A 15,581-nucleotide genomic window follows, 5' to 3' on the forward strand; every position below is an offset into this window, starting at 1 on the left:
GATTAGTCCGGTCAACCACGCGTGCCGGATGACTTTTCGACGACCCACTGCTGCACACCGCGCTCGGTCGTCCCAAAGTCCGGTTCTGTGGGTGCACGGCCTGACTTACTGACGACCGAGCGAGACTGGACGGGTGGAGACCATCGTCAAGCAGAACCCGGCTGCGCCCGACGGATTCTTCGAGTCGGAGGCGGCGGGGCTGCGCTGGCTCGCCGCGGCGACGGATGCTGGGGGAGCCCGCGTCGCGGCCGTGATCGCGGTCGCGTCCGGCCGTATCGAGCTCGAGCGCATCCAGCCGGCGCGGCCGACGCCGGAAGCCGCACGCGCATTCGGTGCGGCGCTGGCGCGCACGCACGACGCAGGCGCCGACGCCTTCGGAGCACCGCCCGCCGGATGGGCCGGCCCCGGGTTCATCGGCGATCGGCCCCAGGCATACGCGCACGACGCGAGCTGGGGCGCGTTCTATGCCCGCGACCGCGTGCTGCCGTTCCTCGACATCGCGGAGGACGCGGGCAGCGTGACGAGCGGGGAGGCGCGTCTTGTCCGGCAACTGTGCGGCTTCATCGCCGACGGCGAGTTCGACGACGGCGAGCCACCTGCGCGTCTGCACGGCGACCTGTGGAACGGCAACCTGCTGTGGGACGAGCGCGGCGGCGTGCTGATCGACCCGGCTGCGCACGGCGGCCATCGCGAAACAGACCTCGCGATGCTCGCGCTGTTCGGAGCTCCGCACCTCAACGAGCTCATCGCCGGCTACGAGAGCGTGCACCCGCTGCATGCGGGCTGGCGCGCGCGGATTCCGCTGCATCAGCTCCATCCACTCGCCGTGCACGCGGCGAGCTACGGCCGCGGCTACGGGCAGGAACTGTTCGCCGCGGCGCAGGCCGTCTGGCACTACCGGCATTCGGCGGAGTCCCACTGATAGAATTGGGCCTGTAGGGGCAGGCCGACAGGAGGCTGGTCCTCGGTGGTGGATTTCGGAAGCTCTTGTCCGCGCTCTTCTACTGGTGGCCAGCACGAGCTAGTGCTCAGTCCTGTTTTTCCTGCTCCGCTGTACGCCCGCGTCCGCAACACGGCGGCGCGGAACCCAAAGGAGTAAGACCTTAATGGAAGGTCCTGAAATCAAGTTCGCCGAGGCCGTTCTCGACAACGGCAAGTTCGGCAAGCGCGTCGTCCGGTTCGAGACCGGCCGCCTCGCGCAGCAGGCGCAGGGCGCCGTCGCCGCTTACCTCGACGAAGAGACGATGCTGCTCTCCGCGACGAGCGTCAGCAAGCAGCCGAAGGACAACTTCGACTTCTTCCCGCTGACCGTCGACGTCGAAGAGCGCTCGTACGCCGCCGGCAAGATCCCCGGCTCGTTCTTCCGCCGCGAGGGCCGCCCCTCGACCGAGGCGATCCTCGTCTGCCGTCTCATCGACCGCCCTCTGCGCCCGTCGTTCGCCGACGGCATCCGCAACGAGGTGCAGATCGTCATCACCGTCCTCTCGATCGCGCCCGACGAGTTCTACGACGCGCTCGCGATCAACGCGGCATCCGCATCGACCCAGATCTCGGGCCTGCCGTTCAGCGGCCCGATCGCGGGTGTGCGCCTCGCGCTCATCGGCGACCAGTGGGTCGCATTCCCCAAGCACAGCCAGCTCGCCGACGCGGTGTTCGACATCGTCGTCGCGGGCCGCGTGATCACCGACGCCGCCGGCAACGAGGACGTCGCGATCATGATGGTCGAGGCCGAGGCCACGGAAGGCAGCTGGGACCTCATCAAGGCCGGCGCGACCAAGCCCTCTGAGGACGTCGTCGCCCAGGGCCTCGAGGCGGCCAAGCCGTTCATCAAGACCCTCGTCGAGGCGCAGGCCTCACTCGCCGCGCAGTCGGCCAAGGAGGTCCAGCCGTACCCGGTCTTCCTGCCCTACACCGCTGAGAGCTACGCCGCCGTCGAGGCGCTCGCGCTCGCCGAGCTCGGCCCGATCTACCGGATCGCCGACAAGATCGAGCGCCAGAACGCCGACGACGCCCTCAAGGCGCGCGTCAAGGAGGCCATCGCGGCCAAGGTCGAGGCGGGCGAGCTGCCCGAGTCGACGCTCGGCGAGGTGTCCGCCGCCTACAAGTCGGTCACCAAGAAGGTCATGCGCGGCCGCGTCCTCTCCGAGGGCATCCGCATCGACGGTCGCGGCCTGCGCGACATCCGCCCGCTCGACGCCGAGGTGCAGGTCATCCCGCGCGTCCACGGCTCGGCGATCTTCCAGCGCGGCGAGACCCAGATCCTCGGCGTCACCACGCTGAACATGCTCAAGATGGAGCAGCAGATCGACTCGCTCTCGCCGGTGACGCACAAGCGCTACCTGCACCACTACAACTTCCCGCCCTACTCGACCGGTGAGACCGGCCGGGTCGGCAGCCCGAAGCGCCGCGAGATCGGCCACGGATTCCTGGCAGAGCGCGCGCTCGTGCCGGTGCTGCCCTCGCGCGAGGAGTTCCCGTACGCCATCCGCCAGGTCTCCGAGGCGCTCGGCTCGAACGGCTCGACCTCGATGGGCTCCGTCTGCGCCTCGACGCTGTCGCTGCTCAACGCGGGTGTGCCGCTGAAGGCTCCGGTCGCGGGCATCGCGATGGGCCTCATCTCCGAGACGGTCGACGGCGAGACCAAGTACGCCGCGCTGACCGACATCCTCGGCGCGGAGGACGCGCTGGGCGACATGGACTTCAAGGTCGCCGGCACCTCCGAGTTCGTCACCGCGATCCAGCTCGACACGAAGCTCGACGGCATCCCGTCGTCGGTGCTCGCCGGCGCGCTGCAGCAGGCGCACGACGCCCGCATCACGATCCTGGGTGTCATCAACCAGGCGATCGACGGCCCGGACGAGATGGCTCCGACCGCTCCGCGCGTGATCAGCGTGCAGATCCCGACCGACAAGATCGGCGAGCTGATCGGCCCGAAGGGCAAGACGATCAACGCCATCCAGGACGAGACCGGCGCCGAGATCTCGATCGAAGAGGACGGCACCGTCTACATCGGCGCCACCGACGGCCCGAGCGCCGAGGCCGCGCGTGCGCAGGTCAACGCGATCGCCAACCCGACGAACCCCGAGGTCGGCGAGCAGTTCCTGGGCACGGTCGTCAAGATCGCGACCTTCGGCGCGTTCATCTCGCTGCTGCCCGGCAAGGACGGCCTGCTGCACATCTCCGAGGTGCGCAAGCTCGCCGGCGGCAAGCGTGTCGAGAACGTCGAGGACGTGCTCGGCGTCGGCCAGAAGATCCTCGTCGAGATCACCAAGATCGACGACCGCGGCAAGCTGTCGCTCGCCCCGGTGATCGCCGAGGCCGAGGCTGACGCCCCGGCGGAGGAGACCGTCGCCGCCGAGTAGGCGCGAGCGATCGACGACAGCGCGGATGCCTGTGCCGAGTGTTCTCGGCGCAGGCATCCGCCCTTTTAGTGCCCTGCATTGTCCGCTGGGCGAACATTTCATAACGGTTGCGCGATTCGTACGGGTGGATGCCCGTGGATGTCGGAGGCGTGACATAACCTCATTCCGTGAGGCGGTGCGGGGGCATCGCCATCACAGGGGAAGGGGGGCTCGTGAGCGACTACTCGCCCGTCGGGGCGCGCGAGCACATCAGCCAGTCGGGCCGGGGGTCCCTCACAGGTCACGACAGCGCTGACGTCGAGGCGACGATCTTCGCGGCCGACGACGCCGCATTCACGCGGCCGGTGCCGATCCTCGCCGAGCGGCGCGTCGGCGACACCGAGCTGTCCGCGTTCCCGTTCGCATTGGGAACGGGCCGCCTCGCCGCCGTCGACGAGGTCGCGGCCGGGCGCATCCTGCACCGTTTCGCCACGCGCGGCGGCAGCCTCTACGACGTCGGCGACGAAGACGGCTCAGGGCACAGCCAGGAACTCGTCGCCAGCTGGCTCGCATCGAGCAGGCCAGCCAAGGTGCTGACGATGCTGACGCCATCGGTCGCCCGCGACGGCGGTCGCGCGAGCGGCTCGAACCGACTCGTGCGCGCCGTCGAGGCCGCGCTGAAGCGGCTGCGTCTCGAGCGCATCGACCTGCTCGTGCTCGATCTGGGGGAGGCGGCGCGCCTCGACCTCAGCGTCGACCAGCTGCTCGGCGCGGCCGACGAGCTCGTCGTCGCGGGGAAGGTGCGGCACCTCGGTGCGGTCGGCGCAACCGGTGACCAGCTGCTCGAGGCGCGTGTGCTGGCGGGCAACGGCCTGCCGCGCATCGCCGCGGTCCGCCTCGACTGGGACATCACGGACAAGGTCGCGAGCGACGCAGAGATGCGCATGGTCGCTGCCGCGCAGCAGCTCGCCCTCCTGCCGGACGCGACGGCGGCTTCGCTCGCGCTCGCGAGCCCGTCGCTGCCGCCCAAGGTGCTCTCCGGCTGGGGCCGCGGCGCCCGGCTCAGCCAGGCGGTCAACGCGCGGGTCGTGAAGCCGGAGCCCGAGCGGGCGATCGATGTGCTCGCGGGCCGCGGGCGCGAGCACCGCATCGGCGTCGCGCTCGACCGCGTCTCGGCAGAGCTCGGCATCGCGCCCGTCACGGCCCAGCTCGCATGGCTGCTCGCCAAACGGGGCGTGGTCGCGCCGATCGTGCAGGTCACCCGGCCGGAACAGGTCGACCTCTTGATGGACGCGGGGTCCGTGCGGCTCACGCGAGCGGAGATGCTCGAGCTCGACAGGGCGGTCGAGACCGCACGCTGAGCGGCGTCTGGCGGCGGAGCCGCGAGCGCGACATGATCTTCTCCCATGAGCGAGCTCGAAGAATTCGCTGAAGCGCTGGAGGTGGCGCACCGGAACGCGAGCCGCTGGCTCGCCAGCCTGCCCGAGCGGCCGATCGCACCGCATGCCGACATCGACCAGATCAAGGACGCGCTGGGGCGCGAGCTGCCGTCGCACGGCACGCCGGCACCCGAGGTCGTCGAGCATCTTGCCACCGCGGGCGAGCCGGGCCTCGTCGGCATGCCGTCGTCGCGCTTCTTCGGATTCGTCATCGGCGGCACGCTCCCCGCGGCGCTCGGCGCCGACTGGCTGGTCAGCGCGTGGGATCAGAACACGGGCATGCGGCTCACCCCGACGACGACGGGAGCTGAGGAGCTCGCCGCCGGCTGGGTGCTCGAGCTGCTCGGCCTTCCGGCTGTCTCCGGCGTGGGGTTCGTGACGGGCGCGACGACGGCGAACTTCACCTGCCTGACCGCCGCACGAGACCGGGTACTGGAGCGGGCCGGCTGGAGGAGCGGACGCGACGGCCTCGCGGGCGGCCCGAAGGTCCGCTTCCTTGCCGGCGCGGAGCGCCACGAGTCCGTCGAGTCCGCGGGCCGCATGGCCGGGCTCGGGCTGCCGCGGCTGATCCCGGCGGACGACGAGGGCCGCATCGACGTCGCGGCTCTCGAGGCGGCGCTGGCTGAGGGCGAGGGGCCGGCGATCGTCGCGCTGCAGGCCGGCAATGTGCACTCGGGCGCCTTCGACGACTTCGCGGCGGCCGTCGACGTCATCCACGCGGCCGACGCCTGGGCGCACATCGACGGCGCATTCGGGCTATGGGCCGCCGCTTCGCCCCGGTTCCGGCACCTCACGGCCGGGTTCGCCGCAGCGGACTCGTGGGCGACCGACGCGCACAAGACCCTGAACACCCCATACGACTGCGGCGTCGCCGTCGTCGCCGACCGCAGCGCGCTCACCGAGGCGATGGGCTTCACCGCGGCCTACCTTCCCGAAGACGGCACCATGTCGGAGCCGCACGACCTCGTGCCCGAGCTCTCCCGGCGGGCCCGCGGGGTGCCCGTGTGGGCGGCGCTGCGCGAACTCGGCCGCGACGGGGTCGTGGCGCTCGTCGACCGGCTCGCCGGGGCGGCGGCGGGCCTCGCGGCAGGACTCGGCGGCATCCCAGGGCTGTGCGTCGTGAACGACGTGGTGTTCACCCAGGTGTGCGTCGCCGCGACCGGCGACGAGGCCACGGTCGCGCTCGGCGACGCGCTGCTCGCCGACGGGGTCGCGTATGCCTCGCCGTCGCGCTGGCACGGGCAGGCCGTCCTCCGCTTCTCGGTCAGCAATGCGCACACGGACGCCGAAGCGGTCGCACGCACGATCGACGCGGTGACCCGCGCTGCGGCGAAGGCGGGGCTCGCCCAGGAATCCGTCGGTCTCGCGTGAGCCCGAGCTATGCGGTGAGCAGCTGCTCGGCTGCGCCGGCCGAGCGCTCGGCGATGATCCGCTCGATCGCGCGCGCCAGCGCGCGATAGGCGCGCTCCGGGTCGCCGACGTTGCTGCCGGAGAGCGCGCCGTCGCGGAACAGGATCAGGTCGTCGACCGCGTCCTCGGGAGCCGCGTGGCCCAGCTCGTCGACGAGCTCGGCGACGAGGGACCGCTCCCAGCCGCGGTGCCGGCTGACCGCCTGGCGCACGGGGTGACTCGGGTCGCCGAACTGGGCGGCTGCGTTGATGAACGGGCAGCCGTGGAAGCCGGGCCGCGTCGCGATCTGGCCGATCAGCGTGGCGAGCGCGCGCAGCACGTCGGCCGCGTCCCTGAGGTCGCTGCGCGCTTCGTCGATGAGCTGCTTCGCCCGCAGGTGCCTGCCTTCGACGTAGGCGACGATCAGCAGGTCCTTCGAACGGTAGTGCTTGTAGAAGGTGGCCTTGGTGACGTGCGCCTCGGTGATGATCCGATCGACGCCGACGGTGTGAATGCCCTCGTTGTAGAACAGCTGGTCGGCGACGTCGAGGATCTTCAGCTTCGCAGGTGCGGGCGGCCGAGGCGCAATGGCGGTCGGAATCATGCAGCGAGTCCTTCTGACGGGCTGAGAAAATGCTGATGGCAAGGGAAAACCAAGGCAAGCGCGGGGTCGACGCTCAAGTCGTCAGTATATCTAGACCCTCGCCTTCGGGTCCTCATCCCGGGGGACACGCGCTCTTCGCGTGTCCCGAGTTCAGGGGGCGCGTCCCGGCGGTGCGGCGGCCTCGTCGTCCGCCATAGAGTGGCAGGTGATGAACGGCGCAGTGTCCCTCCCGCTCGACGCGGTCGAGTTGGCGTTCGCGGCCTCTGGCGACGCGCTGGTGCGGCGCACAGTGCTGCCGAACGGCGCCCGCGTCCTGAGCGAGCGGGTCCCGGGGGCGCGCAGCGCCACTGTCGGATTCTGGGTGACGGTCGGTTCACGCGACGAGACGGGCGGCGACGAGGGCCACAGCGCGAGCTTCGGCTCGACCCACTTCCTCGAGCACCTGCTGTTCAAGGGCACGCCGTCGCGCACCGCCCTCGAGATCGCCGTCTCGTTCGACGCGGTCGGCGGCGAGCACAACGCGGCGACGAGCAAGGAGTACACCTGCTACTACGCCAAGGTGCAGGACAAGGATCTGTCGATGGCCGTCGAGGTGATCGGCGACATGATCAGCTCGAGCGTGATCGACCCTGACGAGTTCGACAACGAGCGCCAAGTGATCCTCGAAGAGCTCGCGATGGCCGACGACGACCCAGCGGATGCCGCGAGCGAGCAGCTCTACAAGGCGGTGCTGGGCAGGCATCCGCTCGGCCGCCCCATCGGCGGGGACCCCGCGACCATCCGCGCTGCGACCCGCGACGGAGTGTGGCAGCACTATCGCGCAACGCACCGGCCAGAGCACCTCGTCGTCGCGGCGGCCGGGGCCGTCGACCATGACCGCCTCGTCGCCGATGTGACGGCGGCCCTCGCCCGCGGCGAATTCCCCGACGACGCGCAGCCGGCCGCCCGCCGTCCGGTTGCACCGGCGGAGCTGGGGTACCGCTCATCCGTGGTCACCATCCAGCGCCCGGTGGAGCAGGTGAACCTGTTCCTCGGCGTGCCCGGGCTCGTGGCCACCGATGAGCGGCGCTCGGCGCTCGCGGTGCTCAATGCCGTGCTGGGCGGGGGAATGTCGAGCCGGCTGTTCCAGGAGATCCGCGAGAAGCGCGGGCTCGCCTACTCGGTGTATTCGTTCGCAGCGGGCTTCTCGGATGCCGGACTGTTCGGCGTCTACGCGGGCTGCGCGCCGCACAAGGCGCCGCAGGTGGTCGAGCTGGCGCGCGACGAACTGGCCCGCCTCGCCGAGTTCGGCATCACGGGGGAGGAGCTGCGGCGCGCGGTAGGCCAGCTCTCCGGCGCGACCGCGCTCGCCCTCGAGGACTCAGACACTCGCATGACGCGGCTCGGCCGCGCCGAGGTCGGCATGGGTGAGTTCAGCGATCTCGACGAGAGCCTGCGCAGGCTCGCCCTCGTCACCTCCGCTCAGGTGCGCGAGCTCGCCGCAGAGTTCGCGGCAGTGCAGCCGGCGCTCGCCGCGGTCGGCGACCTCGACGCGAGCGCCTTCGCCGGACTGGGCCTCGGATGACGCACTATCTGTACCTCGTGCGCCATGGCGAGCAGCAGGACGCCGAGCACGGCATGGAGGACGGGCCGCTCTCGCCGCGCGGCATCCGGCAGGTGCGCATGCTCGCCGACCGTCTCGGCGGCGTGCCGTTCACCGGCACGTACCACTCACCGCTGATGCGCGGCGAGCAGACCGCCCGCGTGCTCGCCGAGCGCCTGCCCGCGATCGACCCGGAGCCGTCGAACCTGCTGTTCGACTGCATCCCCTCAGGGCCCGAGCCCGGCACGCCGAAGTCGTTCGAGCCGTTCTTCCACGGCATCAGCGAGGCGCGCATCGAGGCGGGCCACGCGCAGATGGACGATGCGGTCGCCGAGTTCCTCTCGCCGTCGCGCGCCGAGCGCCACGACCTGCTGATCACGCACAACTTCGTGATCGCATGGTTCGTGCGCGAGGTGATGGACGCCCCGACGTGGCGGTGGCTCGGCCTCAACGCCGCGAACGCGTCGCTCACCGTCATCCGCCACCGCCCGGCCAAGAAGCCGGAGCTGCTGGTCTTCAACGATCTCGGGCACCTGCCGGCCGAGCTGCGCACGGGTCTGCCCGACGTGCTGCCGTTCTAGACGTCCTTGCGGAACCAGGTCGTCGCGTTCCCGTTGTCGTTGTACGGCGGGATCGCCACGTAGCCGTTCGAGGCGTACAGCGCGTTCGCGGCCACGAGGCTCGCGTTCGTGTCGAGCACGACCGTCGTCGCACCGAATGCCGCTGCCCGGCGCTCGAGCTCGGCGAGCAGCGCCCGCCCGGTGCCGCGTCCGCGGCCGGCATCCCGCACCCACAGGTGCTTGACCTCCCACACCGTGCGCGGCTCGCCGCCGAGCACGTCGTCGGGCAGGCGCCTGATGCCGCCGCATCCGATCGCCGTCCCCGACTCGTTGAGAGCGAGCACGAACTCGCCCGCCGGCGGGGTGAACACGGCGGCGTCCGGTGGCTTGACCACATAGCCGTCGGCGACGGGGAAGGTGGCGGAGCGGTAGGCGAAGTACTCCGTGAGCAGCTCATCGGCGCGGGCATCGGTGACGGGCACGGGTTCGAACGGCATGGCTCCAACAGTAGGGTTGAGGTGAAGCGGCGGCGTGTACGGCGCCTCACCGAGTTCGCCGGGCAGGGACCGGCGAACAGAAAGGCACGGGGTATGACGATCCGCGTGGCCGTGGTCGGAGCGACCGGCAAGCTCGGCTCGGCGGCGACGGCGCTTCTCGACCAGGCGGACGGTTTCGAGGTGGTGGCGCGGCTCGGGTCGCGCAGCGAGCACGCCGAGATGCTGGGGGCGGCGGATGCCCCGAGTGACGTCGTCCTCGACGTGACGCTGCCCCAGGTGAGCCACGCCATCGTCGACTACGCGGTGACCCACGGGCGCAACGTCGTCGTGGGCACCTCCGGCTGGTCGGCCGATCGGCTCGCGACGTTGAAGCCCCTGCTCGCCGCGCATCCGGAGCGCGGCGTCGTCGTCATCCCCAACTTCTCCCTCGGAAGCGCCCTCGGCACCGCGTTCGCTGCGGCGGCCAGCCGGTTCTTCGACGCGATCGAGATCGTCGAGACGCACGGCGCCGGCAAGGTGGACTCGCCGTCGGGCACGGCGGTGCGCACCGCAGAGCTGATCCAGGAGGCGCGGGGCGAGCTCGGGCCGGTGTCCGCACCGCACATCGACCAGCGGGCGCGTGGTCAGCAGGTGGGCTCCGTGCCGATCCACAGCCTGCGACTGCCCGGCGTCTCCGCCCGCCAGGAGGTCACGTTCGGCGCGGAAGGCGAGACCCTCGTCATCAGGCACGACGTCATCAGCTCGAGCGCGTACTCGGCGGGCATCCTGCTCGCACTGCGCGCAGCCACCGAGCGCACCGGGCTCACCGTCGGCCTCGACGCCCTCATCGACCTCGGGGCGCCGGCCGAACGATGAAGGGCCGCATCGCCGCGCTCATCATGGCGCTGCTGCTGCTGATCTACATCGTGATCGCCGGGCAGCGCGCGGTGCTGCTGTTCGAGGCGGGCACGGCGCTCGGTGTCATCGCGGGCTGTGCGCTCATCGTGTTCCCGCTGATCGCGATCTGGGCGCTGTGGCGGGAGCTGCGGTTCGGATTCCAGACCGAGAGGCTCGTCAAGCAGCTGGCGGCCGAGGGCGGCCTGCCCGTCGAGACGGCAGTGACGGCGTCCGGCCGTCCGGTGCGCGAGGTCGCCGATGAGGAGTTCCCGAAGTACAAGGCAGAGGTCGAAGCAGAGCCGGGAAGCTGGCGCGCGTGGTTCCGGCTCGGTCTCGCCTACGACGCCTCAGGTGATCGCCGTCGCGCCCGCTGGGCGCTGCGCGAGGCGATCAAGCTCTCCAAGTCGCCGCACGCCTAGGCTTCTGCCCGTGACCGTCACCCCCGAAGCAGCCCTCGTCGACAGCCTGATCGCGTCGATCCCCGATTTCCCCGAGCACGGCGTGACGTTCCGCGACCTCACTCCCGTGTTCGCCGACGGCGCGGCGCTCAAAGCACTGTCGACCGCGCTCACGGCGCCGTTCGAGGGCCGCTTCGAGTACCTCGGCGGTCTGGAGGCTCGTGGATTCCTGATCGCCGGCGCCGCCTCGATCGTGACGGGTGCCGGTGTCCTGAGCGTGCGCAAGGCGGGCAAGCTGCCGCGCGCGGTGCTCAGCCAGGAGTACTCCCTCGAGTACGGCGTCGCCGCCCTCGAGGTGCACGTCGATCAGCTGCCCGTCGGCAGCCGCGTGCTGATCGTCGACGACGTGCTCGCCACAGGCGGAACGGCCCTCGCAGCAGCCAACCTCATGGAGCGCGCCGGCTGGCACGTGACGGGTTTCGCCGTGGCCCTCGAGCTCGACGGCCTCGGGGGCCGCGCCAAGCTCGAGGACCGCGGCATCGAGACCTTCTCGCTGCTGCAGTACTAGCCGCTAGGCCAGTTTGGCCTCGAGGGTGATCTCGATGCCGGTCAGCGCCTTCGAGACCGGGCAGCCGGCCTTCGCGGCTGCGGCGATCTGCTGGAACTCGTCCTCGGCGATCCCGGGGACCTCGGCGTCGACGACGAGATGGCTTCCGGTGATGCCGCCCTTCGAGATGTCGAAGGTGACGGCTGCTGAGGCGGAGACGCGCGTGGCGGTGTGGCCGGCCGAGGCGAGCTCGTTCGCGAACGCCATGGCGAAGCATCCCGCGTGCGCGGCGGCCAGCAGCTCCTCCGGCGTCGAGACGCCGCTCTCACCCTCCGAGCGCGCCTTCCAGTTGTACGAGAAGGTCGCGAGCTTCGACGAGTCGAGCGTGATGTTCCCGCTGCCGCTCGGCAGATCTCCGTTCCAGACGGCCGATGCGTTGCTCGTGAGAGCCATGTGGTGCCTCCTAGGTCGTCGGCCGCACCGCCGTCGGTGCGATCCGGTTTCAGCCTAGGAGCGGGGCGGGTTACGCGGCAGTGCCGGTTCCGCGACGGATCAGCCCGGCTCGCACGAGCAACAGGTAGATCTGGCAGCCGAGGCAGTAGCCGAACACCGAGTTGAGGAACGCGGCGACGAAGGCGAGCGCGGCGGCGATGACAACGATCACGGGGAACCAGATTCCCAGGATCACGCCGAGGCCCGTGATGATCAGGCCGACGAGCTGCGCGAAGGTCGGCGGGGCCGGGTCCTCGAGCTCGGCGGGCGGCGCGAGCCGCGGGCGCAGCGCGGCGCGATAGAGGGCGCCGTACGGATGCTTCTGGACGCCGGCGACCGCGCCCCACAGGAACAGCACGGCGATCACGACGAGCAGGATCCACGCGGCGAGCTGCAGGCCGACGAGGCCGAGCACGAGGTCGACCGCGAGCAGCACGGCGGTGATCCCGGCGGAGAAGCGCGGGCCGCGCGGGTCGATGCCCTGGGTTCCGGGCAGGGGGCGAAGGTCAGGCTGCGACATGTGCGTCTCCGTTGAGGATTCGGGCGAGGGATGCTTCCAGCTCGGCTCGCTTCGGAGCGCCGCCGATCCGCGCCCGCACGGCGCCGTCGCCGTCGAGCAGCAGCGTCGTCGGCGTCTGCAGCACGCGGAAGCGCTGCGCGAGCTCTGGCGAGTGGGTGAGGTCGACGTCGACGTGCGCGACCCCGTCGTTGGCGTCGGCGAGGCCGCCGAGCACGCGCCTGGTCGCCGGGCAGTATGCGCAGAACTCGGTCGAGAACTGCAGCAGGGTGGCCTTCTCGCCGAAGGGCGCAGCCGCTCCGACATCCGCCGGGCTCACGATCTGGGCGCCGCCCGACGCCGGAGCGACGCGGCCCGTGCGCTGCTTCCAGACGAGTCCGACGACGGTCGCGGCGGCGATCAGGCCGAGGACCGAGAGGACTGCTGCGAGAGGTGACATAACCGTTAAACGGTACGCGCGGGCACGCACCGGCCGCAGGGACGTGACGAATAGTGACGGAGGCCGGAGACAGGCCGACCCGGTAGCCTGAGAGTCATGTCGACTGAGAATCCGTTCGGCCAGGTGCTCACCGCCCTGGTCACGCCCATGACCGCTGACGGCGAGGTCGATTGGGCCGGATTCGAGAAGCACGTCGACAGCGTGGTGACCAACGGCTCAGACGGGCTGATCATCTCGGGCACCACGGGCGAGACGTCCACCCTGACGGACGCGGAGAAGCTGCGCGCCATCGAGGTCGCGAAGGACGTCGCGGCCGGGCGCGCGAGGATCATCCAGGCCGGCGGGTCGAACGAGACCGCGCACGCGATCCAGCTCTACAAGAAGAGCGAGAAGCTCGGCATCGACGGCATCATGATCGTCACGCCGTACTACAACAAGCCGACGCAGGCGGGCATCCTGACGCACTTCCGGCTCATCGCCGACGCGACCGACCTGCCGGTCATCCTGTACGACATCCCCGGCCGCACGGGCGTCGCGCTCAGCTACGAGACCCTGCTGCGCGCGTCGAAGCACCCGAACATCCGCGGAGTCAAGGATGCAAAGGGCAACTTCGCCGAGGTGAGCCGGGTGCTGAACAACACCGACCTGCTGTACTTCTCGGGCGACGACGCGAACGTGCTGCCGCACCTCGCGATCGGCGCGGCCGGCCTGGTCGGCACGACGTCGAACATCGCGGCCCGGCCGTACCGCATCATCGTCGACGCGGTGAACCGCGGCGACCTCGCCACCGCGACCGAGCAGCACAAGAAGCTCGAGCCGCTCGTGCGCGCCACCATGACCCACGTGCCCGGAACCGTCGCCGTGAAGTACATCCTGCACGGCCTCGGCCGCATCGAGTCGCCGCGCGTGCGCCTGCCGCTCGTCGGCCCCGAGGACTTCGAGGCCGCCCTCATCGAGGAAGAGCTCGACCTCGTCCACGATGTCGAGGGCGTCGATTTCAGCAACTTCCGCCCCGACCGCAATGCGGCCGCGGGCGGCGCCCTGCCGAAGGTCGCCGGCGCAACGCGCTGAGCCACCTCGACCGCAGGCATCCGATCAGAAAATAGAGGAGCCATGGCAGAAGCCGTCTTCGACCCGCCCGCACTCGAGCCGCGAACGCTGCGCATCTTCCCCACCGGTGGGCTCGGCGAGGTCGGCCGCAACATGACGGTGTACGAGATCGACGGCAAGATCCTCATCGTCGACTGCGGCGTGCTGTTCCCCGAGCCCGACCAGCTGGGCGTCGACCTGATCCTGCCGGACTTCGGGCCCATCAGGAATCGCCTGGACGACGTCATCGGCATCGTGCTCACCCATGGCCACGAAGACCACATCGGTGCCGTCCCATATCTGCTGAAGCTGCGCGGTGATATCCCGCTGATCGGCTCGGGGCTCACCCTCGCGCTTGTCGAGGCGAAGCTCAAAGAGCACCGCATCAAGCCGTACACGCTGCAGGTCAAAGAGGGCGACGTCGAGACCCTCGGGCCGTTCACGCTCGAATTCATCGCGGTCAACCACTCCATTCCGGATGCTCTGGCCGTCGCGGTCACCACCTGGGCCGGCGTCGTGCTGCACACCGGCGACTTCAAGATGGACCAGTTGCCGCTCGACGGTCGCCTCACCGACCTGCGCGCCTTCTCGCGCCTCGGCGAGAACGGGGTCGACCTGTTCCTGCCGGACTCGACCAACGCCGACGTGCCCGGCTTCACGCCCATCGAGCGCGAGATCGGCCCGGTGCTCGCCAACGTCATCGCGAACGCGCCCCGGCGCGTCGTCGTCGCGAGCTTCTCGAGCCACGTGCACCGCGTGCAGCAGGTGATGGACGCCGCCGCGAAGAACGGCCGCCGCGTCGCGCTGCTCGGCCGCTCGATGGTGCGCAACATGGGCATCGCCGCCGAGCTCGGCTACCTCAAGGTGCCCGACGGCGTGCTGATCGACTACCGGAAGGCCGCCGACCTTTCCGACAACAAGATCGTCTACATGTCGACCGGCTCGCAGGGCGAGCCGATGGCGGTGCTCGCCCGCATGGCGAACCTCGACCACCAGATCGAGCTTGGGCCCGGCGACACCGTGATCCTCGCCTCGAGCCTGATCCCCGGCAACGAGAACTCGGTCTACCGCGTGATCGACGGGCTCACGAAGCTCGGTGCGACCGTCGTGCACAAGGGCAACGCGAAGGTGCACGTCTCCGGCCACGCGTCAGCAGGCGAGCTCTTGTACTGCTACAACATCCTGAAGCCCACGTTCGTCATGCCCGTGCACGGCGAGTACCGGCATCTGGATGCCAGCGCGAAGCTCGCCCGTCAGACCGGCATCCCCGACGAGAACACGATCCTCGCCTCCAACGGCACCGTCGTCGACCTGCACGAGGGCGTCGCGCGGGTCGTCGGCCAGCTCGACATCGGCTACGTCTACGTCGACGGGTCGAGCGTCGGTGAGATCACGGACGCCGATCTGAAAGACCGGCGGATCCTCGGCGAAGAGGGCTTCATCTCGGTCATTGTCGTCGTCGAGGCCGCCTCAGGCCGCATCGTCGCCGGCCCCGAGATCCACGCCCGCGGCTTCGCGGAGGACGACGCGGTGTTCGACGCCGTCAAGCCGAAGATCGCGGCCGCGCTGCGCGAGGCGGCTGGGAACGGGGTGCGCGACAACCACGCGCTCACGCAGCTCGTGCGCCGCACGGTCGGCCGCTGGGTGAACACGAGCTACCGCCGCCGCCCGATGATCGTGCCCCTGGTCATCGAGGCCTAGCTCGATGACGGGTCGGCAGAGTATCGAGGCGTGAGCCTGAGAACCTCCTAAGCGCAGACTCTCCGGCCCCGTTCCGGGGTGTTGTCGCACCCCTCGGCTACGTTCGCACC

At 70.3% G+C, this 15,581-nt stretch carries 16 protein-coding genes; 11 read left to right on the forward strand and 5 right to left on the reverse strand.

Translation table 11 applies throughout. The features are described from left to right. Positions 1–142: 142 nt before the first annotated feature. The 4 genes from D7I44_RS13930 (at position 143) to D7I44_RS13945 (ending at position 6,151) form a co-directional block, all read left to right on the forward strand. The gene (locus D7I44_RS13930) at positions 143–922 is read left to right on the forward strand and encodes a fructosamine kinase family protein (protein ID WP_120790971.1); all 780 of its coding nucleotides are present in this window, start codon (positions 143–145) and stop codon (positions 920–922) included. A 184-nt stretch (positions 923–1,106) separates the two neighbouring features. Continuing rightward, the gene (locus D7I44_RS13935) at positions 1,107–3,362 is read left to right on the forward strand and encodes a polyribonucleotide nucleotidyltransferase (RefSeq protein WP_120790050.1); all 2,256 of its coding nucleotides are present in this window, start codon (positions 1,107–1,109) and stop codon (positions 3,360–3,362) included. A 212-nt stretch (positions 3,363–3,574) separates the two neighbouring features. Then, positions 3,575–4,702 carry an aldo/keto reductase gene (locus D7I44_RS13940; RefSeq protein ID WP_162940289.1) on the forward strand — a complete coding sequence of 376 codons (1,128 nt, stop codon included), beginning with the start codon at positions 3,575–3,577 and terminating at the stop codon, positions 4,700–4,702. A gap of 45 nt (positions 4,703–4,747) precedes the next feature. Beyond that, positions 4,748–6,151 carry a pyridoxal phosphate-dependent decarboxylase family protein gene (locus D7I44_RS13945; RefSeq protein WP_120790052.1) on the forward strand — a complete coding sequence of 468 codons (1,404 nt, stop codon included), beginning with the start codon at positions 4,748–4,750 and terminating at the stop codon, positions 6,149–6,151. Between the two features lie 7 nt (positions 6,152–6,158). Here the strand turns inward: D7I44_RS13945 and D7I44_RS13950 are convergent, their stop codons facing one another. Beyond that, positions 6,159–6,773, reverse strand: a complete 615-nt coding sequence (locus D7I44_RS13950; protein ID WP_120790053.1) for a TetR/AcrR family transcriptional regulator — start codon at positions 6,771–6,773, stop codon at positions 6,159–6,161. A gap of 208 nt (positions 6,774–6,981) precedes the next feature. Between D7I44_RS13950 and D7I44_RS13955 the strand changes: the two genes are divergently transcribed. Together D7I44_RS13955 and D7I44_RS13960 are read left to right on the forward strand one after the other, a co-directional pair. Further along, positions 6,982–8,337: a M16 family metallopeptidase gene (locus D7I44_RS13955; RefSeq protein WP_120790054.1), complete on the forward strand. Its 1,356-nt coding sequence runs from the start codon at positions 6,982–6,984 to the stop codon at positions 8,335–8,337. Further along, positions 8,334–8,936 (forward strand): histidine phosphatase family protein, encoded by a 603-nt coding sequence (locus D7I44_RS13960; protein ID WP_120790055.1) that lies wholly within the window; start codon positions 8,334–8,336, stop codon positions 8,934–8,936. The genes D7I44_RS13955 and D7I44_RS13960 overlap by 4 nt, the downstream gene beginning before the upstream one ends. Here D7I44_RS13960 and D7I44_RS13965 read toward each other — a convergent pair. Next, positions 8,933–9,412 (reverse strand): GNAT family N-acetyltransferase, encoded by a 480-nt coding sequence (locus D7I44_RS13965; RefSeq protein WP_120790056.1) that lies wholly within the window; start codon positions 9,410–9,412, stop codon positions 8,933–8,935. The two genes, D7I44_RS13960 and D7I44_RS13965, sit on opposite strands and share 4 nt — an antisense overlap. A gap of 93 nt (positions 9,413–9,505) precedes the next feature. On the opposite strand from D7I44_RS13965, the gene dapB reads away from it, so the two are divergent. Genes dapB through D7I44_RS13980 form a run of 3 tightly spaced genes read left to right on the forward strand, consistent with a single transcriptional unit; the run spans position 9,506 to position 11,254 of the window. Next, complete coding sequence (gene dapB / locus D7I44_RS13970; RefSeq protein WP_120790057.1) at positions 9,506–10,267, forward strand: 4-hydroxy-tetrahydrodipicolinate reductase; 762 nt, start codon at positions 9,506–9,508, stop codon at positions 10,265–10,267. Then, on the forward strand, positions 10,264–10,707 hold the full coding sequence (locus D7I44_RS13975; RefSeq protein ID WP_162940290.1) for a tetratricopeptide repeat protein: 444 nt from the start codon (positions 10,264–10,266) through the stop codon (positions 10,705–10,707). Before dapB ends, D7I44_RS13975 begins: the two co-directional genes overlap by 4 nt. A gap of 10 nt (positions 10,708–10,717) precedes the next feature. Next, positions 10,718–11,254: an adenine phosphoribosyltransferase gene (locus tag D7I44_RS13980; RefSeq protein ID WP_120790058.1), complete on the forward strand. Its 537-nt coding sequence runs from the start codon at positions 10,718–10,720 to the stop codon at positions 11,252–11,254. Positions 11,255–11,257: 3 nt separating this feature from the next. Here the strand turns inward: D7I44_RS13980 and D7I44_RS13985 are convergent, their stop codons facing one another. From D7I44_RS13985 to D7I44_RS13995, 3 genes are all read right to left on the reverse strand, one after another. After that, entirely contained in the window at positions 11,258–11,686 is a 429-nt protein-coding gene (locus D7I44_RS13985; RefSeq protein WP_120790059.1) for an OsmC family peroxiredoxin, read from the reverse strand. Positions 11,687–11,756: 70 nt separating this feature from the next. Further along, positions 11,757–12,245 carry a DUF4395 domain-containing protein gene (locus tag D7I44_RS13990; protein ID WP_120790060.1) on the reverse strand — a complete coding sequence of 163 codons (489 nt, stop codon included), beginning with the start codon at positions 12,243–12,245 and terminating at the stop codon, positions 11,757–11,759. Then, positions 12,232–12,681, reverse strand: coding sequence for a TlpA family protein disulfide reductase (locus D7I44_RS13995; RefSeq protein WP_120790061.1), 450 nt, complete (start codon positions 12,679–12,681; stop codon positions 12,232–12,234). Before D7I44_RS13995 ends, D7I44_RS13990 begins: the two co-directional genes overlap by 14 nt. A gap of 96 nt (positions 12,682–12,777) precedes the next feature. Here D7I44_RS13995 and dapA point away from each other — a divergent pair, with 96 nt between their 5' ends. Together dapA and D7I44_RS14005 are read left to right on the forward strand one after the other, a co-directional pair. Then, complete coding sequence (gene dapA / locus D7I44_RS14000; RefSeq protein ID WP_120790062.1) at positions 12,778–13,752, forward strand: 4-hydroxy-tetrahydrodipicolinate synthase; 975 nt, start codon at positions 12,778–12,780, stop codon at positions 13,750–13,752. A gap of 42 nt (positions 13,753–13,794) precedes the next feature. Continuing rightward, complete coding sequence (locus tag D7I44_RS14005; protein WP_120790063.1) at positions 13,795–15,471, forward strand: ribonuclease J; 1,677 nt, start codon at positions 13,795–13,797, stop codon at positions 15,469–15,471. Positions 15,472–15,581: the final 110 nt, after the last annotated feature.

The organism is Gryllotalpicola protaetiae (genome assembly GCF_003627055.1).
Classification (GTDB): Bacteria; Actinomycetota; Actinomycetes; order Actinomycetales; family Microbacteriaceae; genus Gryllotalpicola; species Gryllotalpicola protaetiae.